The following is a 26056-nucleotide window of genomic DNA, read 5'->3' as shown; positions in this document are numbered from 1 at the left end:
AGCAAAGTATTTGTTCATAATAGCGATTTTTTCTTTATCGTTTTTAGCTTTTTATAGTTATAAATATGTATAATAAGTGTTTAACTAAGCATATAAAATAATAAAATAGATATAAATATAATACTAATTTTACTAATTTTGTAAAAAAATGTATTGATTATAATTTAAATTTGTGATTAAAGTTTGAAAGAAAAATACAATTTTATTTTGCGAAAGATAAAAAATTTAAGAATCCAAAATAAATAGATTTGATTTAAGATGATTTAAAAAATATCATAAATAAAAAATTATTTATGATAAATCAATTCTAAACTAAAGCGTATTTTAAAACTTCATCAAAGCTATCAACAGCAACAATTTGCATATTGTCAAGAACTTCTTTAGGTATATCTTTTAAATCTCTTTCATAATTTTTCTTAGGAATTAAGGCTGTTTTAATTTCTGCTTTATAAGCAGCTATTAATTTTTCTTTAAGCCCTCCTATAGGCAAAACTTTTCCGCTAAGATCAATTTCTCCAGTCATAGCAACATCGCATCTAACTTTTTTATCGCTAAATATAGATGCAATCGCTGTGCTAATTGTAATACCAGCACTTGGTCCATCTTTTGGGGTGGCACCATCTGGAACGTGAATATGTAAATTGTATTGATTGTAAATGCTTTCTTTTGTATTGTGAAACATTTTTTGAGGAACTTTTAATTTTTTCTCATCAATTAAAACTTTTATTACGCTAAATGCTATTTTAGCGGATTCTTTCATCACATCTCCTAAGCTTCCTGTTAGGATAAGATCCCCTTTGCCTTTGATTTTAATTATCTCAACCTTTAAAACATCTCCACCTATTGGAGTCCAAGCAAGTCCGTTAACTTGTCCGATCTGATCTTTTTGATCTCGTTTTTGAATTTCATATACCTTTTTATCAAGAAATTCATTGAGATTTTTTTGATTGATATTTATTTTTTTAATATCTTCTAATAAAAGTTTTTTAGCACTTTTTCGGCAAAGCTCTGCTATTTTGCGTCTTAAATTTCTCACACCTGATTCTCTGGTGTATTCGTTAATGATAAGTTCTATTGTAGCATCGTTGATATTTAATTCGCTATTTTTAAGCCCGTGTTTTTTGATTTCACTAGGTATAAGGTATTTTTTAGCAATTTGGAATTTTTCATTAGGCGTGTATGAGCTTAATTCTATAAATTCCATTCTATCTCTTAATGGGCCTGGAATATTGCCAATGTCATTAGCGGTTGCAATAAAAATAATTTTACTTAAATCTATATTGAAATTAAGATAATAATCTCTAAATTTAGTATTTTGCTCAGGATCTAAAATTTCAAGCAAAACAGCACTTGGATCGCCTCTAAAGCTTCTGTTTAGTTTATCGATTTCATCTAAAACAACCACAGGATTTATTTGTTTAGCTTCTATAAGTCCTTGTGTAATACGCCCAGGCATTGCTCCTATATAAGTTCTTCTATGACCTCTTAACTCATTGACATCTTCTAATCCCCCTAGTGCAATACGCACCAATTCTCTTTTTAAAGCCTTGGCGATAGAATTAGCTAAAGAAGTTTTTCCAACTCCTGGAGGGCCATAAAGACAAAGTATGACTTTGGCTCCATCTTTATCGGATATTTTGCGTTTTTCTAAAAGTTCTCTTACGGCAAAATATTCTTCGATTCTCTCTTTGGGTTTGTTAAGAGCATAATGATCTAGATTTAATTGCTTAGAAACTTCTTTGATATCGAGTTTTCTTTTTGATATTTTTTCAAAAGGTATGTCAAGAGCTGTTTCTATGTAGGTTTGTATCATAGAGGCTTCTGAATTATCTTGATGAATTCTTTCAAATTTTTCTATTTGTTTTTTGATCTCTTTATAACTATCTTCATAAATGTATTTCTTTTTAAGTTCTAATTTTTTGTAGTATTCTTTTATTTCATCTTCTTTTTGTGTATCGCTTCCAAGCTCTCTTTGGATTTGTCTTAATTGCTCTTTTAAAAAATACTCTTTATTAACCTTATCAATACGTGAATGAACTTTGTTTTTGATTTCTTTTTGAATTTTGTTTGCTTCGATTTCTTGAGCTATAAGATCGATTAGTTGTAAAATTTTTTTTTCAAGATCGGTTTGGATAAAAAATTCATACGCTTTTTGCTTTTTGATACGTATGGTATTTAAGATCAAATCACAAATTCTTGATGCGTCCGTTCCTTCTTCTATCGTTCTTAAAAGATCAGGTGAAAAATAATGACTTATATTAGTCAATATTTTAATTTTTTCTTTTAAAACATTTAATAAAGCTTCTTGTTTTGCTTCTTCTAAAAAACTCTCTCGAATAAGATCTATTTTAGCTTCTAAAGGCTTGTTTGAAATTCTTTCTATTATTTTTCCTTTTGCATAGCCTTGAAATAGAATTTTAACACGCCCATCAGGTAGGGGAACTTTTCTCATAATCGTTCCAATTACCCCGCAATCAAAAATTTCATCAAAATTTCTTCCATTATCAAATTTAGATGGAGCAACAAAAAGCATTGTTTCATTTTTTATAGCCAATTCTAAAGCTTTCATATTTTGAGAATCATTGATAAAAATAGGTGTAATCATAAAAGGATATAAAAATAATTCATCTTCAACTAAAATAGGAAGTGTAGCTGGATAATTTTGAATTTCTTCAATTTGCATTTTTTTTCCTTAAAAACTTTCAAATATACTTCTATACCAAGGGAGTTCTGGTTTTATTATACTTTTATTAAAAAATTCAGAATGTTCAATGCGATCTTTGTAAATTTCATAACTTTGTTTTTTATCTAGACGTTTATAGAGATCTTTTATTGTATCATCTAAATAAAAAACGGCAAGATTGAATTTTGTAAGCATAGTTTGCACTAAAGGTTTGAATTCTGTATAAGGATATTTTTTAAGAAAATTATCTATTTCTTTTTGGCTTTCTAACATTAAAGCTTGATTTCTGTTTGGTTGTGAGAAAGCATCAAATTTCGCTTTAATTTTTAAATAGTGAATATAATCGATATTTTGAGAAGTTCCGAATTTTTTATTATATTCATCAAGATAAAAATTCGCTAATTGGTATTCTTCTTCGTCAATATGAGCTTGTGCAAGAATAATAAGCACAGTTTCTAATAAAGGATCTGAGATGTGCTCACTTGCCATACCATTATAATGAGTATCGGCTTTTTCTAAATCTTTATCTTTTAAATCTTTAATAATTTGATCATACCATTCTTTAGCATTTAAATTATAAAGATCGTTGGAATTTTTCACGCTACAAGCACTAAAGAAAAAACCTAAAGTGCAAATTAATAATAAAATATTTTTTTTCATCATCTATAAAATTCGTATCCTAACTAAATTTTTGATATAATTTTAATCATTTTATAATTATTTTTTTATTAATTATAGTAAAATTAGATAAATAATTTCAATTTTTTTGGAATTATTATTGCTTATTTATGTTAGAATATCCGAAGTTAAACTTGAGGAGAAAAAATGACCTTAGCTGTTAAATGTCCTATATTAGGTTTTGAAGAAACTAAAAATATGGAATTTTCAACTATTGATGAAGTTTTTGTAAGATTAAAAAGTCTTGATGGAAAAGAGTTTTCCTTTGTTCTTATTAATCCTTATTTAATTCGTCCTGATTATGAATTTGATATCCCAACTTATTATCAAGAACTACTTTCATTAAGTCCCCAATCAAATATGAAAGTTTATAATATAGTGGCAATAAGTGATACTATAGAAGATTCGACTGTTAATTTTTTAGCACCAGTTGTTATGAATTTAGATAATAATAGTATGGTTCAAGTTATTTTAGATTCTACAAACTATCCTAGTTTTTTTCAAGCAGAAAAAATTTCTGATTATATTAAAAAAAATAATACCAATTAATAAAGAATGACAGATATTTATATTCTTGGAAATGGAGCTATGGCAAGTGCATTAGCTTGCGGTTTACAAGAAAAATACCAAGTTTATATTATAGGAAGAGACGAAAAAAAACTTACAGATTTAGAAAAACAAGGTTTTAAAACTTTACTTTATAAAGATTTCAGTTTAGAAAATAAAAACGTTATTTTAGCTTTTAAACCTTATGCTTTAAAGGATATGGCAAATATTTTAAATGCTCAAGCAAGAATTCTTATTTCTGTTTTAGCTAATGTTTCTTTTGATACTTTAAAATGTATTAAAGCACAAAATTATGTCAGAATTATGCCAAATATTGCGGCAAAATATAAAGCTTCTGCTACTCCATATCTAATTCAAAATTCGTATTTTAAGGATGAAATTATTCAGATTTTGCAAACTTTTGGCAATATCTATGAACTAAAAGAAGAAAAACAAATGAATGCTGCAATGGCTATTAGCGGTTGTGCTCCAGCATTTTTAGCTTTGATAGCTGAAAGTATTGCCGATGGTGGAGTTAATGAAGGATTGGACAGAGATTTAAGTATTGAACTTACTCAGGGTCTATTTGAAAGTTTTGCTCAATTGTTGTCGCATAAACATCCAGCTTTAATTAAAGAAAAAATTTGCTCTCCTGCTGGTGTTACTATCAAAGGTGTAAGAACTTTAGAAAAATATGCCATTAGATCTGCTTTTATAGAAGCGTTAAATTCTAGCTCATCTTAGATGAAAAAAGCATTTTCTTTTATTGAGCTTATATTTTGTATAGTAATTTTATCTTTTGTTTTTTCTACTTTGCATTTAATTTATATGCAAATTTATAAAAATTATAATTTTTTAGGTTTTTTTCAAAGACTTTATGACTTGGAAGAAAGCTTATATAATAATCCAAAATTCAAAGATATAGTAATTAATACTTCAAATTTAGGTTCTTTAGAGTTATTAGAAGAGTATGTAAGTGATGATTTATTTGAATTAAAAAAGTTGAAGATTAAAGATAAGAATTATACTAGTTATTTTAAATGAAAAAAGCTTTTACTTTTTTAGAGATTATTTTGGGATTAATTATTTTTTCTATTTTATCTATAATTATTTCAAAAGTTTTATCTCAGATTTATTTTTATCATTTTGAAACTTTGAAAAACCAAAATACAATTTTAAATTTAAAAAATGCTTTGCTTAGCCTGGAAAAAATAACTCAAAAATGCCTAAATATAAAAATACAAAATAATGCTTTAACTTGTTTATTATTTGATGAAGAAAACCTTTTATTTTTAAAAGATAAACAAGCTTTTATAATAAATTCAACTCTTATTTTAAAAGATAAAGATGAAAAATACTATTCTCCAAAAAGTAATTTTTTGATTCAATATCATAATAATAAAGATTTGTTCAATTTAAATGATAAATTTATTTATATTCTTTTTAAAGATGATATTTATAAGTCTTTGATTATAGATAATGAAAATTTGTTTTTAGAACACAATTTTACAGGACATTTTTTACCTTTGCAAGCAAAATTAAATCTTTTTTTAAAAAATGAAGAATTAAAGTATGAAGTTGATCCTTTTTCTAAAAATCATACCTTAAAAGGAATATTGGCACAAAATATTAGTGATTTTACTATAAATCAGAATAATAAAGGGATTAAAATAAAACTTTGCTCATCGCAAGATAATAAAAATTTATGTTTGGAAAAATTGATATATAATGAAAAAAGCTTATATTTTAATTAGCATTGTTTTTTTAATTACTTTAGTTTCTTTTTTAATCAATTTAAGTTTTAATATTTCAAGTTATATACCAAGGATATTAAGAGATGAGTATTATTATATACAAGCTAGAATTTTAAGTTTAAATGCAAAAGAGCTTGCTAAATATTTTTTATATAAAGCTAAACAAGAAGGCAAAGAATGTATTAATTTTATAAATTTTAATTATCCAAAAGACGATGATATAGTAAGGATTGATTATTTTTATCCTATTGCAGAGTGTGATAATTTTAAATTTAAAAGTATTAATCAAGATGCTAATTTATCAAAAGATGGAGTTATTATCATAAATATTAGTATACGTTTAAATTCAAATCAAGCAGTTAATGATGAAATTTTTATAAATAAAAAGGATTTAATTTATACAAACCAAGACTTTTGGAAGTCTTGGTGATATTATAATCCTTCAAAAGGATTTTCTTTAACTTGTTTTCTATCTACTATATAAGGAATGAGAGCTACATGTCTTGCACGTTTAATCGCAACTTCAACCATTTCTTGATATTTTTTGCTTGTTCCTGTTAAACGGCGTGGCATAATTTTAAATCTTTCAGATAAAGCGTGTTTTAACATTGCTGTATCTTTATAATCAATAAATTCAACTTTTGCTTCTGTATATTTACAATATTTGCGTGAATATTTTCTTTTTTCTGCCATAATTTCTTCCTTTAAAATGGTAAATCTGTATCGTCGCTTTCGTAAGCGTCAATATCTATTTCTTTAATTTTTTCTTGGTTTTGGTTAGGATTTTGCTTTTGTGGAGTATTTTGTGAAGGACTTCTTCTAAAATTATCACTCATATAAGGATCATAGCTTTGATTTTCGTAATTGCTATTGAAATTCCCATTTTGTTGCGGAGGATTTCCACCTAGCATTTCCATATTTTCAACTTGAATGCTATGCTTAGAGCGATTTTGCCCATTTTGATCACTCCATTGTTCAAATCTCAAACGCCCTTCTATAAGAATTTTACTTCCTTTAGAGAGATATTGATTAGCTATTTCAGCCATTCTTCCATAAAATGTAATATCAACAAAGCAAGTTTCTTCTCTTTTTTCTCCATTTGTTGTAAATCTTCTAGTTACAGCGATAGCTGAAGCCCCTATAGCATTACCGCTTTGTGCGTAACGCATTTCAATATCTCTAGTAAGATTTCCTACCAAAACAACTTTATTAAACATTTTTTTCCTTATTGAATTTCTGGAGCCTCTATGGGTTTAATTTCTTTTTTTGATTGTTTAATCCCTTGGCTAAGCTTTTCCCAAGCTGCAATTTCTTTTTTATTTTCATATTTTACAATTAAAAATCTTATTACTTCTTCTGTAATTCTTAAAACCCTTTCAAGTTCTTTAATTAAATTTGTAGGTGCTTTAAAATAAATTACAAAATAAGTTCCTCTTTCATATTTTTTAATTTTATATGCAAGTTTTCTAGTTCCCATTGGAACAACTGTCTCAATGCTTGCACCATTTTTTGTAAGGACTTCTTTAATGAATTCCAACTTAGTATTTACTTCTTCTTCTGTTAAAGTAGGTTTTAAAATAAACAAAACCTCGTAATGTTTCATATTTTTCTCCTTGTGGATATTAAGCCTTAAAGATTATCTCTTTTAGGCAAGGAACTTAATATTATATCAAAAAATACTTAATCTATACTTTTTAAGACTATTACAAAAAGTTACAAAATTTAAATGTTTGTATTAAATTTTTTAATATATAGTTAATATTGATTTATTTTAAGTTATTATTTAGTTTAAAATAAAACTAAAGGCTTTATTATGTCAAACAATAAACAGCCCATTCGTTGGCTTACTTTTATCGTTTTAGTTCTGGGGGGGGGGTACTGTATTTAAACTCTCTTCTTTAAAAGATGCTTTTTATGTGCCTATGCAAGAATTTATGAGTCTTAGTAATACTCAAATTGGTCTTGCGTTGTCTGTTTATGGTATAGTTCAGACGATAGGAAATTTTGCTTCTATTTATATCGCTGATAGATTTTCTAAAAAAATTCTTATCCCTTTATCGTTAATTTGTGTTGGATTAACTGGAATTTATATTTCAACTTTTCCGTCTTTTTATGGTATTTTAATCGCTTGGGGTCTTCTTTCTTTATTTGGAGAAGTGATTTATTGGCCTGTATTATTAAAAGCTATTCGTTTGCTTGGGGATTCTACGCAACAAGGAAGACTTTTTGGATTTTTAGAAGCAGGACGCGGAGTTATTGATACTATAGTTGCTTTTAGTGCTTTGGGAATTTTCTTACTTCTTGGTTCAGGTGCTGGTGGTTTAAGAGCTGCTATACTTTTTTATAGCACTTGTGTAATTGTGGCTGGAGTTTTGGCTTATTTCTTACTTGAAGATGATAAGATAAATACTAAAGATGAAAAAGGAAATGAGATTAGTAAAAATAAAGCCGCTTGGAATGGGGTGTTAAAAGCGGTTAAAACTCCTGAAATTTGGGTGGTTTCATTAACTATTTTTACTATTTATTCAGTTTATTGTGGATTGACTTATTTTATCCCTTTTTTAAAAGATATTTATGGTATGCCAGTAGCTTTAGTAGGCGTTTATGGAATTATCAATCAATATACTTTAAAATTAGTAGGCGGTCCTATTGGGGGATATTTAGCTGATAAGAAATTTCATTCATCTACGAAATATTTGCGTTTTGCTCTTATCTTGGCTGCCATTGCGATTTTAATTTTTATTTTTATGCCTCATCATAGTTTAAATATTTATTTTGGTATGAGTTTAACTTTAGGTTTTGCAGCTTTAGTTTTTACTATGAGAGCGACTTTTTTTGCTCCGGTTGATGAAATTCAAATTCCAAGAGAAATTAGCGGGGCAGCTATGAGTATAGCTTGTATATTTGGATATTCTCCGCAACTTTTTTGTTTTGCACTTTATGGTTTTATTATTGATAAATTCAAGGGTTTATTTGGATATCAAATTGTTTTTAGTCTTATGGGATTTTTTGCAATTTGTGGAGTTATTGTTACGTCAATTTTACTTAAAATGATAGCTAAGAAAAAATTACAAGGAGTGGTTCAATGAAAATAGGTTTAGAGACAGAAAGCATGCATCTTTGGTTTCAAAATGGCAAAATGGATATATTTTCTTATATAGATTTTGCTAAAAATTTAGGGTGTGATGGCGTTATTATAAACATTATTAAAGATTTTGGATTAGATGAAGAGTGGGGATGTTTGGGAAGTGATGATGAAAAACACCTTCTAAAAATAAAGGCTAAGCTTGATGAATATAAAATGTATTGTGAGATTGATGCTAAAGGTTTTGATTTAAATAAATTTAAAAAAATTAGTAAAGTTTGTAAGATTTTAAATGCAAATATTATAAGATCTTATGTGCCTTTAACTGATAATACTAAAAAAGTAAAAAATGCAAGCGATGGAGCATTTGATGACTCTAAAATTACAGCAAAATTTAATAAAGAAGAATTTTTAAGTGCGGCCAATGAAATAAAAGCTTTAATCCCACTTTTAGAAGAAAATAATCTAAAACTTGCTATTGAAAATCATGAGTATCAAACTTCTATCGAGCTACTTGAGCTTTTAGATTTAATCAATCATCCTAATGTTGGTTTTTTATATGATTTTGGGAATTCGATGATGGCTTATGAAGATCCAATTGTTGCTTGTAAAAATATGGCTAAACATACTTTTAGTACACATTGTAAAGATCATATTGTTTTTATAGAAGATAATATCCCATATGTTTGTGGCGTTCCTTTGGGAGATGGGAGTTTAGATATAAAAACTTGCATTAAGATTTTAAAAGATCAAGGACTAGAAAGGATAAATATAGAGCAATGCTTTCCATATTGCGCTACTTTTAAAAGAGAGAAAGGAACAGGCGGAATAAAAGAATTAGGCAAAGGAGCTTTTAAGATAAAGGATCCTTTATTTAAAGATTTAAAAGCTATGCAGTATTATTACCCTCAAGAGATTTCAAATGAACACTTAGAAAAACTTTTAAATTTCCAAAAACAAGGTTGTGAAAAAAGTGTGGAATATTTAAAAAGTATTATTTAGACAAAATTTGATTTAAATTTTGTCTGATTTCTTCAAGCATAATAAAGCGTTTTTTATACATAGAACGTTTATTGCTTGGAATTTCTTCAAGGCTTTTTTGTTCGTGTAAAAGCTTATAATATTTATGATTGTTTATTTTAATAAGCTTGCCTCCATTTTCTAACCAAATTTTTTTATAATCAACAAAATAGCCTTTATTTTTTCCTTTATGAGATCTGATTTGATTTTTTTCATAGACTCCAAGTGTAATATCAAGTTTTAAATATTTACAAAGCATTTTAACGCATTTTATAAGTAAAGCTATAGGACGCAAACCGTGGCATTTTTTTGTGAAAATTTTATTTATATCTAATGTATTAAAATTAGCGTGTTTATAACCTTGAATACAAGAAATTAAAAGATTATTTTCTAAAGTAAAACAAAAACAGCATTGTTCAATAACATGTTTTTGATATCTAAGAGAAAATGCCCAAAGACCTTCTTCACGAACATGGTGGTTATTTCCTAAATATAGTTCAAAATTCTCATCAAAATTAAAGATGAGTTGATCTTTGGGTAAAAATTTAAAACTTTTAAGCCCTTTATTTGCATCGTAAATTAAAGTTTTTACACGTTCATTTGCATTAAAACTTTTATCACAAAATCTTCTTATAGCGTTATAGCAGATATCAGGTTTATTAAAAAAAGATTTAAGATTTTTATTTTCTTCTATGTTAAGTGTTTTTTCAAGAAATCTAATTTGAGGATAGTATAAAATTTTTCTTAGGTAAAATCTTATACAACGTCTAAAACTAATCATTTTACTTTTGTCATCAAATTTTGGAGTAGGGAATTTAAATTGACTCATTGTATTATTCTTGTAATATCATTAAATGTTGCAAAAAGCATTAAAGCTAGCAAAATAGCCATACCTCCGTAGCTTAAATATTCAAAAACTTTTTGTGGAACTTTGCGTTTAAATACCATTTCATATAGATTAAAAAGTATGTGTCCTCCATCGAGCATAGGTATAGGCAAGAGATTTAAAATTCCAAGATTGATAGAAATTAAAGCTGTAATAATCAAAAGAACTGAAATACCACTATCTGCAGCTTTAGAAGTTATATCAACCATAGTGATAATACCGCCTAAATTCTTTGCGTCAATTTCGGTATTTAAAAGTTTTATTATACCTTTTACTATAAGTGTTGAAGCGTTTAAACTTTCATCATAAGCGTATTTTAAGGCACTAAAACCTCTATAGTATATAGTGCTTAATTCGCCATTTGGTGAAATTCCAATTAATGTTTTTTGGATCGGTTGTAAAAATTCATTATAAGAAGATGCAATTTTTGGCGTTAGTTCTATTTGTAATTTTTCATTATTTCTTTGAATTAAAATTTGTAATTTTTCATTTTTAACTAGTTTTGAAATTTCATCAAAACTCTTAATTTTATGATGATTAATCTCTAAAATTATATCATCTTTTTTAATTCCTGCATGAAAAGCAGCAGAATCTAAAGCCACATTTCCTACTATAGGAGAAAATTTTTGTATGCCTAAATTGGCGATTAATATATAGAACAAAAAAGCCAAGAATATATTAAAAAACGGTCCTGCAAAAAGTATGTAAATTTTTTTTATAGGGCTTAAAATACTATAGCTATCGCTATCTAAATTTTCAAAGCCTGGTCTCATGTCATCTTGCCCTTTAAGTTTAACATAACCTCCAAGTGGTAAAGTACTTAATCTATAATTTGTTCCTTTAAAATTATATTCTAATAAACTTTTTCCAAAACCTATACTAAAAACTTCGACTTTCACCCCTAAAGATTTTGCTGCCAAAAAATGTCCAAGCTCATGAAAAAAGATTAAGAATGAAATAACTAATAAAGTAATAAGAAAGTTAATAGAGTAAAATTTTAACCCTATGGCAAGAATTAAAGCTAAAAATAATAAAGATTTCATTTTTTTCCTTTTATATAGGCATAAATATATTCATAACCAGAATAAAGAGTAAGAATTAAGGCGATATAAAGTAAAATTTGAGCAAAAGGCCACTCCATAATTAAAAAACCAATGGCTACCATTTGAAAGCCAGTTTTTAATTTTCCTGCAAAAGATGCACTGATATCTAAATTTTCACTTATCATAACAACGCGAAAACCTGTAATAAAAAATTCTCTTACTAAAATAATATAAATAATCCATTCATTAACTCTACCCATTATTAAAAGTCCAATAAATGCCGCTAAAATAAGCATTTTATCAGCTAAGGGATCTAGGATTGATCCAAGTTTTGTTATTTGTTCCCATGTTCTAGCGATATATCCATCAAAAAAATCACTTAAAGCAGCTAAAGAAAAGGTTAAGGCTGCAAAATAATTAATCCAACTTTGATGAATACCTTCAAAAGAGTGAGTGAGTAAAAAAAATAATAAAGGAGCAAAAACAATTCTTAAAAACGCTAAAGCATTTGGCAAATTCATAAAAAACCTTAAAATAATAAAATTAATTATATTTTATAAAAATAAGACAAAAACTTGGTAAAAATTTTAAACAATTTAAAAAATAAAATTTTATTTTTCATTGTAACAAGGTAATCTTATATTTTTTAATTTTATTAACTAAATTTTAATTAATTTTACATAAAAGTTATAATTTAAATTGAAAAAATATTAAAATTCAAAAATTTCTGGCTTTAATTTAAGCATTAAACAAAAGGCTCCTAAAACAGCTTGTTCTTTTATAAATTCTCTATCTCCTTTAAGATAAAGTATTTCTTGTATATATGTACCATCTTTAAACATAGCTCCAATATAAATTGTTCCTGCTTTGTGCTCTTTTATATCTTCTTTATCTGCTATACCGCTTATAGCTAAAGCAAAATCTGGTTTAGCGGTTTTAAAGATGCCTTTTAGCATAAAATAAATACATTTTTCACTATATGCACCATTATTTTCTAATATATCCTCGCTTATCCCAAGCCATTCATGTTTAAGACGATTTGAATAACTTACAATAGATCCTTCAAAAATTTGACTAATTCCTGAAAATTGAGTGATTTTTGCCGCACAAAGCCCCCCAGTACAACTTTCAGCAAAAGAAATTTTCATATTTTTATCCAGAAGTTTTTTGCTTATAAATTCAATAGGATCTTTTCCTAAAAAAAACTTTTGCCCAAATAAATTTTGAACACTTTTTAGAAAACTTTCAAGTTTTCCGTATTGAGAGCTTGAAACTTTAACAAGATTGATGTGTTCTAAAAGTTGAGTAACTTTGATTTTTACTTCATAGGACTTTGTTAAAGTCTCAAGGAGTAAAATCGCACTTTCATTATCTATACCAAAAAGACAAAAATGTTTAAAATTTAATGATATATCCCCGATTAAATTCGGGATTGTATGGTTTATTTGAATTTTTAGAACGTTAATTTTACAGGTTAGAAATTCGATCATAAAACTATCTTTTTCATAAAAAGATTTGCTAGGAACTAAAGTATTTTCGTCTAAAATAAGATTATCTTCATTTAAAGTTGCAAGGATTTTTGCTACAGTGGGATAGTATTCAAAACTAGAAAATATAGTAATGAAATCATATTTTTGCATTAAATCTTCAAGCAAAAATGGTAAATCTTTATCAGTTTTATTTTGGATTTTTATTTCGTTGATTTCTTTAAATTTTTTTTCATAAGCCCTATAAATGTAATTTTTAAAATTTGAATTAGCAAGAATTTCATCTCCCAAAATAAAAAGCAAATGTTTCATTTTATAATATTTCCTTATATTTATATTAATTTAATATTATATCTAAAAACAAAGGCTAAATTAAAGCTATTTAGAGTAAAATTATATTATTTTTTAGGTGGATTTAAATGGATTATAAGAATACTTTACTTTTGCCAGATACAAGTTTTCCAATGAGGGCTAATTTAAACGAAAATGAAAAACAGCGTTTTGATAAATGGTTTGATAAAAATTATGCTTATGAAAAAATAAAAGAAAAACGTAAAAATACAAATAAAAGCTTCACTTTGCACGATGGCCCTCCTTATGCAAATGGTCATATTCATATAGGACATGCCTTAAATAAAATTTTAAAAGAAACTATTATAAAACTTCACTATTTTCAAGGAGAAAAAGTTCGTTTTACTCCTGGGTGGGATTGTCATGGACTTCCTATTGAGCAACAAGTAGAGATAAAAATTCAAGATAAAAAGCATTTATTAAGCAAGAGTGAAATAAGAAAATTATGTCGCAAACACGCTAAAGAATTTATTGATATTCAAAAAGAAGAATTTAAAAATTTAGGGATTATTGCTGATTGGAATAAACCTTATCTTACAATGGATTTTGCTTTTGAGGCCAATATTTATAGAACTTTATGCGAAATTGCAAAAAAAGGTCTTTTATTGGAAAGATCCAAACCTGTTTTTTGGAGCTGGGCAGCAAAGTCAGCTTTAGCAGAGGCTGAAGTAGAGTATGAAGATAAAGAGGATTATTCTATTTTTGTGAGTTTTGATTTAGATGAGGCTTCTTGTAAAAAATTAGGGGTTCAAAAAGCTAGTGCAGTGATTTGGACTACTACGCCTTGGACTTTGGTAGCAAATCAAGCTATTGCTTTAAATCCTGATGAGATTTATACTCTTACAAAAGAAGGGTTTATTTTTGCAAAAGCTTTACTTAAAAATATGATAGAAAAAAATCTTACAACAGGAGAAATAGAAAAGGAATTTAAAGCTAAAGATTTGGAAAAATTAGAAGCAATCAATCCTTTAAATTCAAGGAAATCTATTTTAATTCTTGCAAATCATGTTGTAATGGAGGGTGGAAGTGGTCTTGTACATACAGCACCAGGGCATGGAGAAGATGATTATTATGCTTGTTTAAAATATGGCATAGAAACTATAATGCCAGTAGATGATGGTGGCTGTTATGATGAAACTTTAAGAGTTAAAAAACTTTTGCCACAAGATTTATTAGATGAATTTATTGGACTTCATATTTTTAAAGCAAATGAAAGAATTTTAGAGCTTTTAGGAGATCATCTTTTGCATTCTTCTAAATTTATACACTCTTATCCATTTTGTTGGAGAACACATAAGCCTGTAATTTATAGAGCAACAAAACAATGGTTTATTGCAATGGACGAGTTAAAAGATGGCAATACTCTAAGAGAATGTGCCAAAGAACAAATTGCTAAGGTAAAATTTTATCCTCAAAGTGGTATTAAAAGAATTGGATCAATGATTGAAAATCGTCCTGATTGGTGTATATCAAGACAAAGGGTTTGGGGAACTCCTATAGCCTTTTTTAGAGATAAAAATTCAAAAGAAGTAATTTTAGATGATGAAATTTTAAAATTTATTGCAGATATTTTTGAAAAACAAGGTTCTGATGTTTGGTGGGAACTTGAGATAAAAGATTTATTACCACCTAACTCAAAATATAAAGCAGAAAATTTAGAAAAAATCAACGACATACTTGATGTTTGGTTTGATAGTGGAAGTACTTGGAATGCTGTTTTAAAATCTCATAATTATGATGCAGGAGAATGGATTGCTGATATGTTCTTAGAAGGAAGTGATCAGCATAGAGGATGGTTTCAAAGTTCTTTACTTACAAGTGTTGCTATTAATAATCAAAGCCCTTTTAAAAGTATTTTAACACATGGATTTAGCATTGATGAAAAAGGACAAAAAATGTCTAAATCTAAGGGCAATGTGATAGCTCCTAGCTATGTTGCTAAAACTTATGGGGTAGAAATTTTAAGATTATGGGTTTTGCTTAGTGATTATTCAAGTGATTTAAAAATTTCAGATAATATTTTAAAGCAAGTTAGTGAACAGTATAGAAAAATTAGAAATACTATAAGATTTTTACTTGCAAATATTAATGATTTAGATGATCTAAATGTTAAAAATTTCTCTTTTATTGATCAATGGATACTTTCTAAGGCTAAAGAGGTATTTAAAAATACTAAAGAATCTTTTAAAAATTATGAGTTTGCAAAAGGTTTTAATCATCTTTTAAATTTTCTAAGCTCTTATTTGAGTGGAATTTATTTGGATATTAGTAAAGATAGGCTTTATTGCGAACAAAAAAATAGCTTAAAAAGAAAAAGCACTCAGGTAGCTATGGCTTTAATCACTAAAGAATTATTTAATATTTTAGCGCCATTTTTTACTTATACCATTGATGAAGCCTTAGAACATAGCAATAAGATCATTAAAGGCAATGATATAGTAGATGTATTTGATCTGAGTTTTAATGAAGAATTAAATATAGATTTTAATATAGATGATAAATTTTTACTTGAAGCAAGAGAAAAATTCTTTGAAAAAATAGACATTTTGAAAAAAGACAAAATTATTAAATCTACTTTAGAGCTTAAACTTTGCAGCACTTCATCTTTTATTTTAGATTTGGATAAAGATGAAATAATTGATTGGTTTATGGTAAGTGATGTAGGTATAGATAATGATGGTGAAATTTTAGGTGAATTTAAAGTAGATAATGAAAAATTTATAATTTTAAAAGCTAAAGAATATAAATGTCCAAGATGTTGGAAATTTAAAGCTATAAAAGAAGAATGTTTATGTGATCGTTGTTCTAAAGTATTGGATTTATAATGTTTTTAGAGCCTATGCCTTTTAGTATTGTAGTTATAACGGTTATTGTTGTTTTGCTTTTAAGTGCCTTAGCTATATTTTTTATAAAATTAACAAAGGATAAAAAATGATTACTTTAAAAGAAGCTTTAACATATTCTAAAGAAGAACTTATAAATCTAAAAAAAGAATTAAATGAGAAAGCAAAAAAACAAAAAAAAATTGGTGCCTATGTAGAGCAATTTTTGGATAAAGATTTAACAGATAGTATAGAAGGTATTCCAGTTGCCATTAAAGATAATATTTGTGTCAAAGATTGGGAGCTTACTTGTGCTTCTAAAATTTTACAAGGCTATGTTTCTCCTTATGATGCAAGTGCTATAAAAAATTTAAAACAAAATGGTTTTTCGCCTTTTGGGCGAGCTAATATGGATGAATTTGCTATGGGTAGTTCTACTGCAAATTCTTGTTATGGTAGGACTTTAAATCCTTTGGATTTTAGCAAAGTTCCAGGTGGAAGTAGTGGCGGAAGTGCGGCTGCAGTTTCTAGTGGTTTAGCTTTGGCAAGTTTGGGAACGGATACTGGTGGATCTGTAAGGCAACCTGCTGCATTTTGCGGATGCGTAGGTTTTAAACCAAGCTATGGACGTATTAGTCGCTATGGTTTGGTGACTTATTCTTCAAGTCTTGATCAAATTGGAGTCTTAACTCAAAATGTAGAAGATGCAGCTTTGCTTTATGATGCAATGGCAGGATATGATGAACTAGATAGCACAAGTGCTAAAATAGAATTTGCTAAAACAGCGCCAAATTTAAATCCTGATAAAAAATTAACTATAGCTGTTATACAAAATTATATTGATGAAGCAAGTGCTGAAGTAAAACAAGCCCTTTTAAAAACTATAGAATTATTAAAATCATATGGACATAATATTGTTTATAAAAATTTACTTGATTCTAAATTTGATATAGCAACGTATTATATTATTGCTGCAGCTGAGGCAAGTACAAATTTAAGTCGATATGATGGAGTAAGATTTGGAAGAAGGAGTGAAAAACAAGATAGCTTAAATGAAATGTATATTAATACAAGAAATGAAGGATTTGGAGATGAAGTTAAACGTCGTATTTTGTTAGGAACCTTTGTTTTAAGTAGCGGGTATTATGATGCTTATTATATAAAAGCTTTAAAAGCGAGAACTTTTATCAAAAATAAATATAAAGATATTTTGCAAGATTGTGATCTTATTTTTATGCCAGTTACTCCAACTACGGCTTTTTCTTTTGATACTAAAAAAACTCCTATGCAAAATTATTTAGAAGATATTTATACGATTTCGGTAAATTTAGCAGGACTTGGAGGCATTAGCATTCCTATAGGAAAAGATGGTAATAATCTTAATATTTCAGCTCAGCTAGTATGTAAGCAATTTGATGAACAAACTCTTTTAGATGGTGCATTAAATTTAGAGAAAATTATAAAAAATAAATAGGGGTTATTATGAAAATTATCAAACGTGCTTTAACATTCGAAGATGTACTTTTATGTCCAGGGTATTCTGAGGTTTTACCTAAAGAGGTAAAAATTTATACAAAATTAACTAAAAATATTACTTTAAATATTCCTTTAGTATCTGCAGCTATGGATACAGTAACCGAGCATAGAGCTGCTATTATGATGGCAAGACTGGGTGGAATTGGTGTGATTCATAAAAATATGGATATAGCCTCACAAGCTAGAGAGGTTAAAAGAGTAAAAAAAAGCGAAAGTGGCGTAATTTATGATCCTATTTACATAGGGGCTAAGGCTAGTGTTAAGGAAGCTTTGGAGCTTATGGCCGAGTATAGAATTTCTGGAGTTCCTGTTGTAGATAATAATAAAAAATTAATAGGAATTTTAACCAATCGTGATTTAAGATTTGAAAATAATTTAGATAATTTAGTTGAAAATGTAATGAGCAAACCCCCTTTAATTACTGCACCAAAAGGTTGCACTCTTGATGATGCTGAAAAAATTTTTAGCACCAATAAGGTTGAAAAACTTCCTATAGTAGACGAACAAGGATACTTAGAAGGGCTTATTACTATAAAAGATCTTAAAAAAAGAAAAGAATATCCTAATGCAAACAAGGATAAATTAGGAAGATTACGCGTAGCAGCTGCAATTGGAGTAGGTCAGATGGATAGAGCAAAAGCTTTGATTGAAGCAGGTGTTGATGCTATAGTTCTTGATTCTGCTCATGGACACTCAAAAGGGATTATGGATACCATAAAAGAGCTTAAAAAAAATTATCCTGATGTAGATTTAATAGCTGGCAATATAGCTACTGCAAAAGCTGCTAAAGCTTTATGTGAGTTAGGTGTTGATGCTATTAAAGTGGGTATAGGACCTGGTAGTATTTGTACAACAAGAATTGTTTCAGGAGTTGGAGTTCCTCAAATTTCAGCTATTGATGAATGTGCTTTGGAGGCAGATAAATTTAATGTTCCTGTTATAGCAGATGGAGGGATTAAATATTCTGGTGATATTGCTAAAGCTTTAGCTGCTGGAGCGAGTTCTGTAATGATAGGTTCTTTACTTGCTGGAACAAATGAGAGTCCAGGCGAGCTTTTTACTTATCAAGGAAGACAATACAAAACTTATAGAGGTATGGGATCTCTTGGCGCTATGCAAAAAGGAAGTTCTGATAGATATTTTCAAGAAGGAACAGCACAAGAAAAATTAGTTCCTGAAGGTATAGAAGGACGTGTACCTTATGTTGGAAGTATTAAAGATGTGGTTCATCAGCTCTTGGGAGGTTTGAGATCTTCTATGGGTTATGTGGGTGCAAAAGATATACAAGAATTTAAAGAAAAAGCTGAATTTGTAGAGATTACTAGTGCGGGATTAAAAGAAAGTCATGTTCATGATGTAACTATTACCCATGAGGCGCCAAATTATAAGGTAAATAATCAATGAGTTTTGAAGAAAAATTAGAAAAAGCAAATGAAGCTTTAGAAAAATTAAATAATAATGAATTAACCCTAAATGAAAGTATTAAAATTTATAAAATGGGTTTAGAAAACATTAAAAAAGCTAGAATGGAATTAGACAAAGCAAAATTAGAAGTGGAAAAAATCAATGAGTAAAATAGCTGCTTTACAATTTCCTACTTTAGCTTTGAGTGAATCAAGACTTGATTATTATTTACAAGCTTCAAAAGAAAGTGGTGCAAATTTAGTTGTACTTGGAGAATATGTTATTAATAGCTTTTTTATAGAATTGCTTTCTATGCCAAAAAGTATGATTAAAGAGCAAAGTGAGGCTAAAAAAGAAAGTCTTATAAGACTTTCTAAAAAATATGATTTAGAGATCATTGCGCCTTTTGTTTGTGTAGAAAATAAAGGATATAAAAAAACTTGTCTTAAAGTTTCGCCTAATATGATAAAAATTTATGAGCAACAAATTTTAATACCTTATTCCCATTGGAATGAAAAGGCTTTTTTTAAAAATAAAGAACAAAATGAACTTAAACTTTTTCATTTTACTTATGAAGGATTAAAGTGTGCATTAATTTTTGGTTTTGAGGCTCATTTTGATATTTTTTGGAAAAAAATTATGACAAAAAAAATTGATCTTGTTATTATTCCTACTGCTTCTACGTTTGAAAGTAAGAAACGTTGGGAAGAACTTTTAAAAGTAAGAGCTTTTTTAAATCATACTAGTATTTTAAGAGTTAATCGTATAGGAACTTCAAAGCATAATGAAGAATGGAAATTTTATGGTGATACTATGTTTATTAACGCTTTTGGAGAGATAGAAGAAAAACTTGGAAATGAAGAGGAAATGCTTATTATAGAGCCAAAAAAGGCTATTGAAGCAAGAAATTTATGGGGATTTGATAAAATTATCAAAAATAAAATTTGATATTTGTTAGGAAAAATGTGGATATTTTTGCAAAAAATATAGAAAGTTTAAAAATCTCAAATTATAATCTTGCTTCAAAAATATTAACTTTTTTAAATCAATCAAAATTAAGTTTTAGAGTAGATGAAAATTTAAATATTTATGATTCTAGAAAAAGATATTTATATGAAAATAAAGAGCAAATTAACCAATTTGCTAGTTCTATTCTTGATGGCAGCAAAAATTATCCTTTTATTTTTATTTATGGTATAGCTAATGGAGAATTGGTTAAAAATTTAAGTTTTAAATTTAAACATATTTTTGTTTTTGAAAGTGAAATAGAGCTTTTAATTTTAGCCTTAAATATCATAGATATTAGCGAAGAATTAAAAAATTACAAAATCATTTTGCTTGATCCTAATGCATTGGATTTTGAAATTCAAGTTGCTATGTTTTTTGATCATCAAGATATACTTGAATATTTAAGTTTATATAAACTTTTTGCTAGTTCTTTGTATTATAAAGATTTTTTTAGCAATGAAATATTAAAAGTTAATGAAATATGTATAAAAACAGCTGATGTTGCTATAAGGAATGCTGATAGAACTTGCTATCTTCCTCTTTTAACTTATAAACAATTTCTTTGCAATATCCCTACCATGTTAGAAAACATTCCTTTTCAAAGACTTCTAAATCAAAGAAAAAATACCTTTGATACGGCCATAGTAGTTTCAGCAGGACCTTCACTTGCTAAGCAACTTCCTTTACTTAAAAAATATCAAAATAAAGCTTTTATTTTTTGCGCAGATGGAGCTTTGAGTATTTTATTAAAAGAGAATATTAAGCCTGATTATGTGACCAATTTAGATTTTTCTGATTGGGCGATTAATTTTTTTAAAAATATACCCAATTTAAATGATGCTTTAATAATGCTTGAATGTGCTACTCATCCTAATGTTGTGCAGTTTTTAAAAGATAAAAATGTATCTTTGGTGCTAAGAAATAAGAATTTGTATATGCGTTATAATTTAAATGATTTTGGTTACATAGATACAGGAACTCATGTAAGTCATTTCTCTTATACCTTAGCTCTTGCTTTAGGATTTAAAAATATTATTATGATAGGACAAGATTTAGCCTATGATGAGAAAGGAAATTCTCATTCAAATGGTTATTATTATACAGAAAAATCTAAAGAAGAATATTTTAGTGATACTTTGGAAGTAGAAGCATATGGTGGAAATAAACAGATTAAAACGCATATATTTTGGAATGATTATCGTATCAAATTAGAATACCTTTTTGCCTGTAATCAAGAAGTAAATTTTTACAATGCCACAGAAGGTGGAGCAAGGATAAATTTTACTAAAGAAATATCTTTTAAAAATGTTTGTGAAAATTTACTTCATAAAGAAAAACCTAAATTTGAAAATTTAAAACCTTTAACTAAAAATAGAAGCTCTAAACTCATTGCTAAATTTTTTGCAAAATTAAAACAAGATAAACAAACTTGCGAAAATTTATTAAATGATGCCAAAGCTTTAAAAGAAGCATTGGATAATATCTTAAGCAAAGATATTATTTTACCTTTAGAATTTTTACAAAATGTTCATAAAAATATAAGTAGTTTTAATGAAATATTAGCAAATAATGAGTTCGTGCAAGATGAAGCCTTAAGGGGTATTTTTGCTTATCGTGGTTATTTGATTTCTTGTGCTATAAGAGATACAAATGATGAAAGAGAGTATTTATTTGCCTATATAAAAGCTTATAAAGAATGGTTGAAAGAATTTCTAGAAAAATTAAATACAAAATATGAAAGTATTTTAGAAGCCTTAAATACTAAATAATTTTTATAATATTGCCGCTAAGTTTTAATTTATCCAAGAATTTTAAAAATTCTAAATAATTTTTATGAAAATATTTTAAGGGTATTTTAGTGAAAAAGTGTTAAAATTTTTGCTTTTGATTTTTTACAATATTTGAGGCAAAGATGCAAAAAATTCATTTTATAGGTATAGGTGGCATAGGTATTTCAGCTTTGGCAAGATTTTTAAAAGAAAAAGGCTTTAAGATTAGTGGAAGTGATTTAAAAGAAAGTAAAATCACTAAAGAGCTTGAAAATGAGGGTGTGTGTGTATCAATCCCGCACAATAAAGAAAATATCATCGGAAAAGATTTAGTAATTTATTCAGCCGCTATAAAAGAAGAAAATCCTGAATTTAAGCACGCTAAAGAATTAGGCATTAAAACTCTTTCGCGTAAAGAAGCTTTACCTTTGATTTTGCAAGATAAACGTGTTTTTGCTGTTGCAGGAGCACATGGAAAAAGCACCACTTCAAGCATTTTAGCTTCTTTGATACCAAATTCATCAGTTATTATTGGTGCTATTTTAAAAGAATTTGGCTCAAATATGATTTATAAAGAAAGCGAAAATCTTATTTTTGAAGCTGATGAAAGTGATAGTTCTTTTTTAAATTCAAATCCTCATTTGGCCATAGTTACAAATGTAGAAGCAGAGCATTTGGATCATTATGGTAATGAAATTTCAAAACTCCATCACGCTTATACCAGTTTTTTAGAAAATGCTAAGATTCGTGTTATTAATGCAGAAGATGAATTTTTAAAAGATTATAAAGGTGAAGCTTTGCGTCTTTATCCTAGTAAGGATATTAAAAATTGTGTTATGGAGATTGAAAATTTTAGACCTAAAACAAGTTTTGAGCTTAAAAATTTAGGACGTTTTAGCGTATTTGGTATGGGTTATCATCTAGCTATTGATGCTTCTTTAGCTATTTTAGCTGCATTAAATTATGAAAATATAGAGCAAATTAGATTAAATTTAAAAAAATATCAAGGGATTAAAAAAAGATTTGATATTTTATATGCTGATGAGGATTTAGCTTTAATTGATGATTATGGCCATCATCCAACAGAGATTAAAGCTACTTTAAATGCTGCTAGAGAATATGCAAAATTAGCAGGATATAAAAAAATTACTGCCATTTTTGAACCCCATCGTTATACACGTTTGGCTGCAAATTTAAAAGAATTTGTTTTAGCATTTGATGATATAGATGAACTTGTGATTTTGCCTGTCTATGCCGCAGGAGAAGAAAAAATCGAAATTGACTTAAAAAAGTATTTTGATAAGGCTTTATTTATTAATGATATTAAAAGAGAAGGTAAGTTTTTAGTCACAGATAAAGGAAGAGTCTTTGATAAAGGTTTGATTATAGGTTTTGGAGCAGGAGATATTAGCAATAAATTAAGGCAAAATAATGAGTAAAATTTTATTTTATCTTTTAATTATTTTAATTTTACTTTTAATCACTCTTATGTTGCGTAAAAAACTAGGATCTAAAACCAAACCTTTTTTTGTAATTTTACTTTTAGCTACTATTATTTTTTCTGTATTTTTTGAAATACAAAATATTAAAAAAGCAGAAAAAAATCGTGAAGTTCTTACAGCTTTTAATCAAGGTAAAAGCATCATTTGTAAAGATTTAAATATTTCTAATGATTATTTTAATTATGAATTTGGCACAGCGAGTTTTATTTCTAAGGATAACAATCTTAGCTTTAGATCTTTAATCATTGATATAAATCATTGCAGGTTAAAAAATGAGTGAAAATAAAGAAGAACTTATATCAAAATTGGATTTAAATGGTTATTTAGAAGAGTTTAAATCCTTTTTTTCAAGGGATAAAGATATATTTTTACAAGGTGATTCTTCGCTTCATTTAAAGCGTATTGATGAGCTTTGTAAGATCAATTTCCCGCAAATTCCAGAAGTTTTAAATTTGGATAAAGCTTTGGCACATTTAAGCAAACAAGGGGTTTTGCATTTAGATGAAATTTATGAGTTTGTGAAAATTTTTTGTTATTTTGAAAAACTTAAAAAAATTAATTTTGGATTTAATCTAGACTCTTGGCTTGAAAAAATTCAGCTTTCAGAAGAAATTTTAGAACTCACTTTAAAATTTGATGATAAAGGAGAACTAAAAGAAAGTTTAGATGAAAGACTTATAAATTTAAATACAGCTTTAAGACTTAAAAATGAAGCCATAAGAGCCGAGTTTAAAAAACTTATTTATACTAAATCGCTTAGTCCTTATTTAATCGATACGCAAATTCATTTTATCAATGGTTTTGAAGCATTGCTTGTAAGAGGAGGGTTTAATCACACTTTAAAAGCTAAGATTATAGCTAGAAGCAGTAGTGGAGGTTTTTATATTATCCCTTTAAATATTGAAAATTTACAAGATGATATAGAAAAAATTAAAAATCAAAAAGAAGAGATTTATTATGAATATGCCAAAAATTTTTCTATTTTTCTAGCTAAAAATCTACCTTTTTTGAAATTTATTAATAGTGCTTTTGATTTATTTGATCATTATAGTGCTAGAGTTTTGCTTGCTAAAAAGAAAGATTATGAATTTATTTTATGTGAAAACTCAAATGAAATTATACTTAAAGATTTTGCTCATCCAGCTCTTGAAAATCCAAAAAGTATTTCTCTTGAATTTAAAAAGCAAGTTTTAATTATTACAGGGGTTAATGCGGGTGGAAAATCCATGTTATTAAAGTCTTTGCTTGCCGCTGCTTTTTTAGCTAAGCATCTTTTGCCTATGAAAATAAAAGCTAATGAAAGTAAAATCAGTTCTTTTAAAGAATTTGATGCCATCATTGAAGATCCTCAAAATGTTAAAAATAATATCTCAACCTTTGCAGGCAGAATGCTTCAAATTTCAAAGCTTTTTACTAAAAAAAATTTATTATTGGGAATTGATGAAATAGAGCTTGGAACAGATTTTGAAGAGGCTGCTTGTTTATATAGTGTTATTATTTCTCATCTTATAAAAAATAAACTTAAAATCATCATTACAACACATCATAAGCGTCTTGCTATGCTTTTAGCACAAAATGAAGAAGTTGAACTTATCGCTGCTTTGTATGATGAGGAAATTTCAAAGCCAAAATATGAATTTTTAAAAGGCACCATAGGAAAATCTTATGCTTTTGAAACAGCTTTGCGTTATCAAATTCCAGCTAATTTGGTAAGTGAAGCTAAAAAACTTTATGGTGAAGATAAAGAGAATTTAGAAGTAATGGTGAGTAAAAATATCAATCTTGAACTAGAACTTAAAACTAAGCTTCAAAATATACATAAAAAAGAACAAATTGCTGATGAGATTTTGCAGAATTTAAAAGAACAAAAACAAAAACAAGAAGAAAAATTTAAAAATACTTTAAGGGAATTAGAATTTAAATTTTATAAAGCCATAGAAGAGGCTAAAAAAACTATAAATTTAAAAGATATCAAAGAAAAACAAAGAAGCTTAAATAAAGCCAATGAACTAAAAAAAGAAATTATCTTACCAAGCATAAAACAAAATGAAGAGCTAAGAGTAGGAGATTTTGTAAAATATGAAAAGATTAAAGGGGTGATTAAAGCTATTTCTAAAAATGAAGCTTTGATAGAATGTGAAGGGCTTAATCTAAGAGTAGGACTTAATTTGCTTAAAAAAAGTGTAGAACTTCCTAAAAAAAGTTCTAAAACAAATATAAGCGTTGCTAAACCAAGTAATTTAAACATCACTTTGGATTTACATGGACTTAGAAGCGATGAGGCTATTTCTAGGCTTGATAAATTTATTTCAGATGCCTTGCTTGCTGGATTTGATGAAGTTTTAGTATATCATGGCATAGGAACAGGAAAGCTTGCTTTTGCGGTAAAAGAATTTTTAAAAGCACACAAAAGTGTAAAAAGTTTTAGTGATGCACCGATCAATCAAGGTGGTTTTGGCGCTAAGGTAGTGAGGTTTTAAGG

Annotated in this window: 24 protein-coding genes and 1 pseudogene; 16 read left to right on the top strand and 9 right to left on the bottom strand. The window is 27.5% G+C overall.

Features of this window, described 5'->3' with window-relative positions; all coding sequences use genetic code 11:
- Nucleotides 1–307 precede the first annotated feature (307 nt).
- Both lon and bamD read right to left on the bottom strand, forming a co-directional pair.
- Nucleotides 308–2683: an endopeptidase La gene (gene lon / locus DU473_RS04950; protein WP_131186633.1), complete on the bottom strand. Its 2376-nt coding sequence runs from the start codon at nt 2681–2683 to the stop codon at nt 308–310.
- A 9-nt stretch (nt 2684–2692) separates the two neighbouring features.
- On the bottom strand, nt 2693–3343 hold the full coding sequence (gene bamD, locus DU473_RS04945) for an outer membrane protein assembly factor BamD (RefSeq protein WP_131186637.1): 651 nt from the start codon (nt 3341–3343) through the stop codon (nt 2693–2695).
- Nucleotides 3344–3508: 165 nt separating this feature from the next.
- Here bamD and fliW point away from each other — a divergent pair, with 165 nt between their 5' ends.
- Genes fliW through DU473_RS04920 form a run of 5 tightly spaced genes read left to right on the top strand, consistent with a single transcriptional unit; the run spans nt 3509 to nt 6091 of the window.
- On the top strand, nt 3509–3910 hold the full coding sequence (fliW, locus tag DU473_RS04940; RefSeq protein WP_131162956.1) for a flagellar assembly protein FliW: 402 nt from the start codon (nt 3509–3511) through the stop codon (nt 3908–3910).
- A gap of 6 nt (nt 3911–3916) precedes the next feature.
- Nucleotides 3917–4651 carry a pyrroline-5-carboxylate reductase gene (locus tag DU473_RS04935; protein ID WP_131186632.1) on the top strand — a complete coding sequence of 245 codons (735 nt, stop codon included), beginning with the start codon at nt 3917–3919 and terminating at the stop codon, nt 4649–4651.
- Nucleotides 4652–4951, top strand: a complete 300-nt coding sequence (locus tag DU473_RS04930) for a type II secretion system protein (RefSeq protein WP_131162954.1) — start codon at nt 4652–4654, stop codon at nt 4949–4951.
- Complete coding sequence (locus DU473_RS04925) at nt 4948–5661, top strand: hypothetical protein (protein WP_131162953.1); 714 nt, start codon at nt 4948–4950, stop codon at nt 5659–5661. The genes DU473_RS04930 and DU473_RS04925 overlap by 4 nt, the downstream gene beginning before the upstream one ends.
- Entirely contained in the window at nt 5636–6091 is a 456-nt protein-coding gene (locus tag DU473_RS04920) for a hypothetical protein (RefSeq protein WP_131162952.1), read from the top strand. The genes DU473_RS04925 and DU473_RS04920 overlap by 26 nt, the downstream gene beginning before the upstream one ends.
- Nucleotides 6092–6093: 2 nt before the next feature.
- Here DU473_RS04920 and rpsR read toward each other — a convergent pair whose 3' ends face one another.
- Genes rpsR through rpsF form a run of 3 tightly spaced genes read right to left on the bottom strand, consistent with a single transcriptional unit; the run spans nt 6094 to nt 7264 of the window.
- On the bottom strand, nt 6094–6354 hold the full coding sequence (gene rpsR / locus DU473_RS04915; protein ID WP_131162951.1) for a 30S ribosomal protein S18: 261 nt from the start codon (nt 6352–6354) through the stop codon (nt 6094–6096).
- An 11-nt stretch (nt 6355–6365) separates the two neighbouring features.
- A complete protein-coding gene (locus tag DU473_RS04910) occupies nt 6366–6878 on the bottom strand; it encodes a single-stranded DNA-binding protein (protein WP_131162950.1) in 513 nt (170 codons plus the stop codon).
- Nucleotides 6879–6886: 8 nt separating this feature from the next.
- Nucleotides 6887–7264, bottom strand: coding sequence for a 30S ribosomal protein S6 (gene rpsF, locus DU473_RS04905; RefSeq protein ID WP_131162949.1), 378 nt, complete (start codon nt 7262–7264; stop codon nt 6887–6889).
- A gap of 210 nt (nt 7265–7474) precedes the next feature.
- Here rpsF and DU473_RS04900 point away from each other — a divergent pair.
- Nucleotides 7475–8750: pseudogene (locus DU473_RS04900) on the top strand (MFS transporter).
- Nucleotides 8747–9748, top strand: a complete 1002-nt coding sequence (locus DU473_RS04895; protein ID WP_131162948.1) for a sugar phosphate isomerase/epimerase family protein — start codon at nt 8747–8749, stop codon at nt 9746–9748. The pseudogene DU473_RS04900 and the gene DU473_RS04895 overlap by 4 nt, the downstream one beginning before the upstream one ends.
- Here the strand turns inward: DU473_RS04895 and DU473_RS04890 are convergent.
- From DU473_RS04890 to DU473_RS04875, 4 genes are all read right to left on the bottom strand, one after another.
- On the bottom strand, nt 9741–10595 hold the full coding sequence (locus tag DU473_RS04890) for a VirK family antimicrobial peptide resistance protein (protein WP_131186631.1): 855 nt from the start codon (nt 10593–10595) through the stop codon (nt 9741–9743). The genes DU473_RS04895 and DU473_RS04890 overlap by 8 nt on opposite strands.
- Nucleotides 10592–11695, bottom strand: coding sequence for an RIP metalloprotease RseP (gene rseP / locus DU473_RS04885; RefSeq protein ID WP_131186630.1), 1104 nt, complete (start codon nt 11693–11695; stop codon nt 10592–10594). The genes DU473_RS04890 and rseP overlap by 4 nt, the downstream gene beginning before the upstream one ends.
- On the bottom strand, nt 11692–12216 hold the full coding sequence (gene pgsA, locus DU473_RS04880) for a CDP-diacylglycerol--glycerol-3-phosphate 3-phosphatidyltransferase (protein ID WP_131162945.1): 525 nt from the start codon (nt 12214–12216) through the stop codon (nt 11692–11694). Before pgsA ends, rseP begins: the two co-directional genes overlap by 4 nt.
- A 189-nt stretch (nt 12217–12405) precedes the next feature.
- Complete coding sequence (locus DU473_RS04875; protein ID WP_131162944.1) at nt 12406–13494, bottom strand: CinA family protein; 1089 nt, start codon at nt 13492–13494, stop codon at nt 12406–12408.
- A gap of 107 nt (nt 13495–13601) precedes the next feature.
- On the opposite strand from DU473_RS04875, the gene ileS reads away from it, so the two are divergent.
- The 9 genes from ileS to DU473_RS04830 all read left to right on the top strand — a co-directional run bounded on the left by ileS (nt 13602) and on the right by DU473_RS04830 (nt 26054).
- Nucleotides 13602–16358 carry an isoleucine--tRNA ligase gene (ileS, locus tag DU473_RS04870; RefSeq protein WP_131186629.1) on the top strand — a complete coding sequence of 919 codons (2757 nt, stop codon included), beginning with the start codon at nt 13602–13604 and terminating at the stop codon, nt 16356–16358.
- A 106-nt stretch (nt 16359–16464) separates the two neighbouring features.
- Nucleotides 16465–17829, top strand: coding sequence for an Asp-tRNA(Asn)/Glu-tRNA(Gln) amidotransferase subunit GatA (gatA, locus tag DU473_RS04865; protein ID WP_131186628.1), 1365 nt, complete (start codon nt 16465–16467; stop codon nt 17827–17829).
- Nucleotides 17830–17837: 8 nt separating this feature from the next.
- Nucleotides 17838–19295: an IMP dehydrogenase gene (gene guaB, locus DU473_RS04860; protein WP_131186627.1), complete on the top strand. Its 1458-nt coding sequence runs from the start codon at nt 17838–17840 to the stop codon at nt 19293–19295.
- Nucleotides 19292–19465, top strand: a complete 174-nt coding sequence (xseB, locus tag DU473_RS04855; RefSeq protein WP_131162940.1) for an exodeoxyribonuclease VII small subunit — start codon at nt 19292–19294, stop codon at nt 19463–19465. Before guaB ends, xseB begins: the two co-directional genes overlap by 4 nt.
- Nucleotides 19458–20243: a carbon-nitrogen hydrolase family protein gene (locus DU473_RS04850; RefSeq protein WP_131165837.1), complete on the top strand. Its 786-nt coding sequence runs from the start codon at nt 19458–19460 to the stop codon at nt 20241–20243. Before xseB ends, DU473_RS04850 begins: the two co-directional genes overlap by 8 nt.
- A gap of 17 nt (nt 20244–20260) precedes the next feature.
- The gene (locus DU473_RS04845; RefSeq protein ID WP_131186626.1) at nt 20261–22072 is read left to right on the top strand and encodes a motility associated factor glycosyltransferase family protein; all 1812 of its coding nucleotides are present in this window, start codon (nt 20261–20263) and stop codon (nt 22070–22072) included.
- 143 nt (nt 22073–22215) lie between these two features.
- On the top strand, nt 22216–23511 hold the full coding sequence (murC, locus tag DU473_RS04840; RefSeq protein ID WP_131162937.1) for a UDP-N-acetylmuramate--L-alanine ligase: 1296 nt from the start codon (nt 22216–22218) through the stop codon (nt 23509–23511).
- Nucleotides 23504–23854, top strand: a complete 351-nt coding sequence (locus tag DU473_RS04835; protein ID WP_131186625.1) for a hypothetical protein — start codon at nt 23504–23506, stop codon at nt 23852–23854. The genes murC and DU473_RS04835 overlap by 8 nt, the downstream gene beginning before the upstream one ends.
- The gene (locus tag DU473_RS04830) at nt 23847–26054 is read left to right on the top strand and encodes an endonuclease MutS2 (RefSeq protein WP_131162935.1); all 2208 of its coding nucleotides are present in this window, start codon (nt 23847–23849) and stop codon (nt 26052–26054) included. Before DU473_RS04835 ends, DU473_RS04830 begins: the two co-directional genes overlap by 8 nt.
- The last annotated feature ends 2 nt before the right edge of the window (nt 26055–26056 follow it).

Source organism: Campylobacter novaezeelandiae, from assembly GCF_004323845.1.
Classification (GTDB): domain Bacteria; phylum Campylobacterota; class Campylobacteria; order Campylobacterales; family Campylobacteraceae; genus Campylobacter_D; species Campylobacter_D novaezeelandiae.
Note: the sequence above shows the minus strand (reverse complement) of the source record. Positions and strands in the feature narration are given on the sequence as shown.

Coding starts and splice junctions, on each gene's coding strand:
- murC (WP_131162937.1), top strand. CDS start 22,216: ATGCAAAAAATTCATTTTATAGGTATAGGTGGCATAGGTATTTCAGCT.
- DU473_RS04895 (WP_131162948.1), top strand. CDS start 8,747: ATGAAAATAGGTTTAGAGACAGAAAGCATGCATCTTTGGTTTCAAAAT.
- DU473_RS04875 (WP_131162944.1), bottom strand. CDS start 13,494: ATGAAACATTTGCTTTTTATTTTGGGAGATGAAATTCTTGCTAATTCA.
- DU473_RS04890 (WP_131186631.1), bottom strand. CDS start 10,595: ATGAGTCAATTTAAATTCCCTACTCCAAAATTTGATGACAAAAGTAAA.
- rseP (WP_131186630.1), bottom strand. CDS start 11,695: ATGAAATCTTTATTATTTTTAGCTTTAATTCTTGCCATAGGGTTAAAA.
- DU473_RS04910 (WP_131162950.1), bottom strand. CDS start 6,878: ATGTTTAATAAAGTTGTTTTGGTAGGAAATCTTACTAGAGATATTGAA.
- xseB (WP_131162940.1), top strand. CDS start 19,292: ATGAGTTTTGAAGAAAAATTAGAAAAAGCAAATGAAGCTTTAGAAAAA.
- fliW (WP_131162956.1), top strand. CDS start 3,509: ATGACCTTAGCTGTTAAATGTCCTATATTAGGTTTTGAAGAAACTAAA.
- rpsF (WP_131162949.1), bottom strand. CDS start 7,264: ATGAAACATTACGAGGTTTTGTTTATTTTAAAACCTACTTTAACAGAA.
- lon (WP_131186633.1), bottom strand. CDS start 2,683: ATGCAAATTGAAGAAATTCAAAATTATCCAGCTACACTTCCTATTTTA.
- DU473_RS04850 (WP_131165837.1), top strand. CDS start 19,458: ATGAGTAAAATAGCTGCTTTACAATTTCCTACTTTAGCTTTGAGTGAA.
- DU473_RS04830 (WP_131162935.1), top strand. CDS start 23,847: ATGAGTGAAAATAAAGAAGAACTTATATCAAAATTGGATTTAAATGGT.
- DU473_RS04920 (WP_131162952.1), top strand. CDS start 5,636: ATGAAAAAAGCTTATATTTTAATTAGCATTGTTTTTTTAATTACTTTA.
- DU473_RS04925 (WP_131162953.1), top strand. CDS start 4,948: ATGAAAAAAGCTTTTACTTTTTTAGAGATTATTTTGGGATTAATTATT.
- DU473_RS04835 (WP_131186625.1), top strand. CDS start 23,504: ATGAGTAAAATTTTATTTTATCTTTTAATTATTTTAATTTTACTTTTA.
- ileS (WP_131186629.1), top strand. CDS start 13,602: ATGGATTATAAGAATACTTTACTTTTGCCAGATACAAGTTTTCCAATG.
- gatA (WP_131186628.1), top strand. CDS start 16,465: ATGATTACTTTAAAAGAAGCTTTAACATATTCTAAAGAAGAACTTATA.
- bamD (WP_131186637.1), bottom strand. CDS start 3,343: ATGAAAAAAAATATTTTATTATTAATTTGCACTTTAGGTTTTTTCTTT.
- DU473_RS04930 (WP_131162954.1), top strand. CDS start 4,652: ATGAAAAAAGCATTTTCTTTTATTGAGCTTATATTTTGTATAGTAATT.
- rpsR (WP_131162951.1), bottom strand. CDS start 6,354: ATGGCAGAAAAAAGAAAATATTCACGCAAATATTGTAAATATACAGAA.
- guaB (WP_131186627.1), top strand. CDS start 17,838: ATGAAAATTATCAAACGTGCTTTAACATTCGAAGATGTACTTTTATGT.
- pgsA (WP_131162945.1), bottom strand. CDS start 12,216: ATGAATTTGCCAAATGCTTTAGCGTTTTTAAGAATTGTTTTTGCTCCT.
- DU473_RS04935 (WP_131186632.1), top strand. CDS start 3,917: ATGACAGATATTTATATTCTTGGAAATGGAGCTATGGCAAGTGCATTA.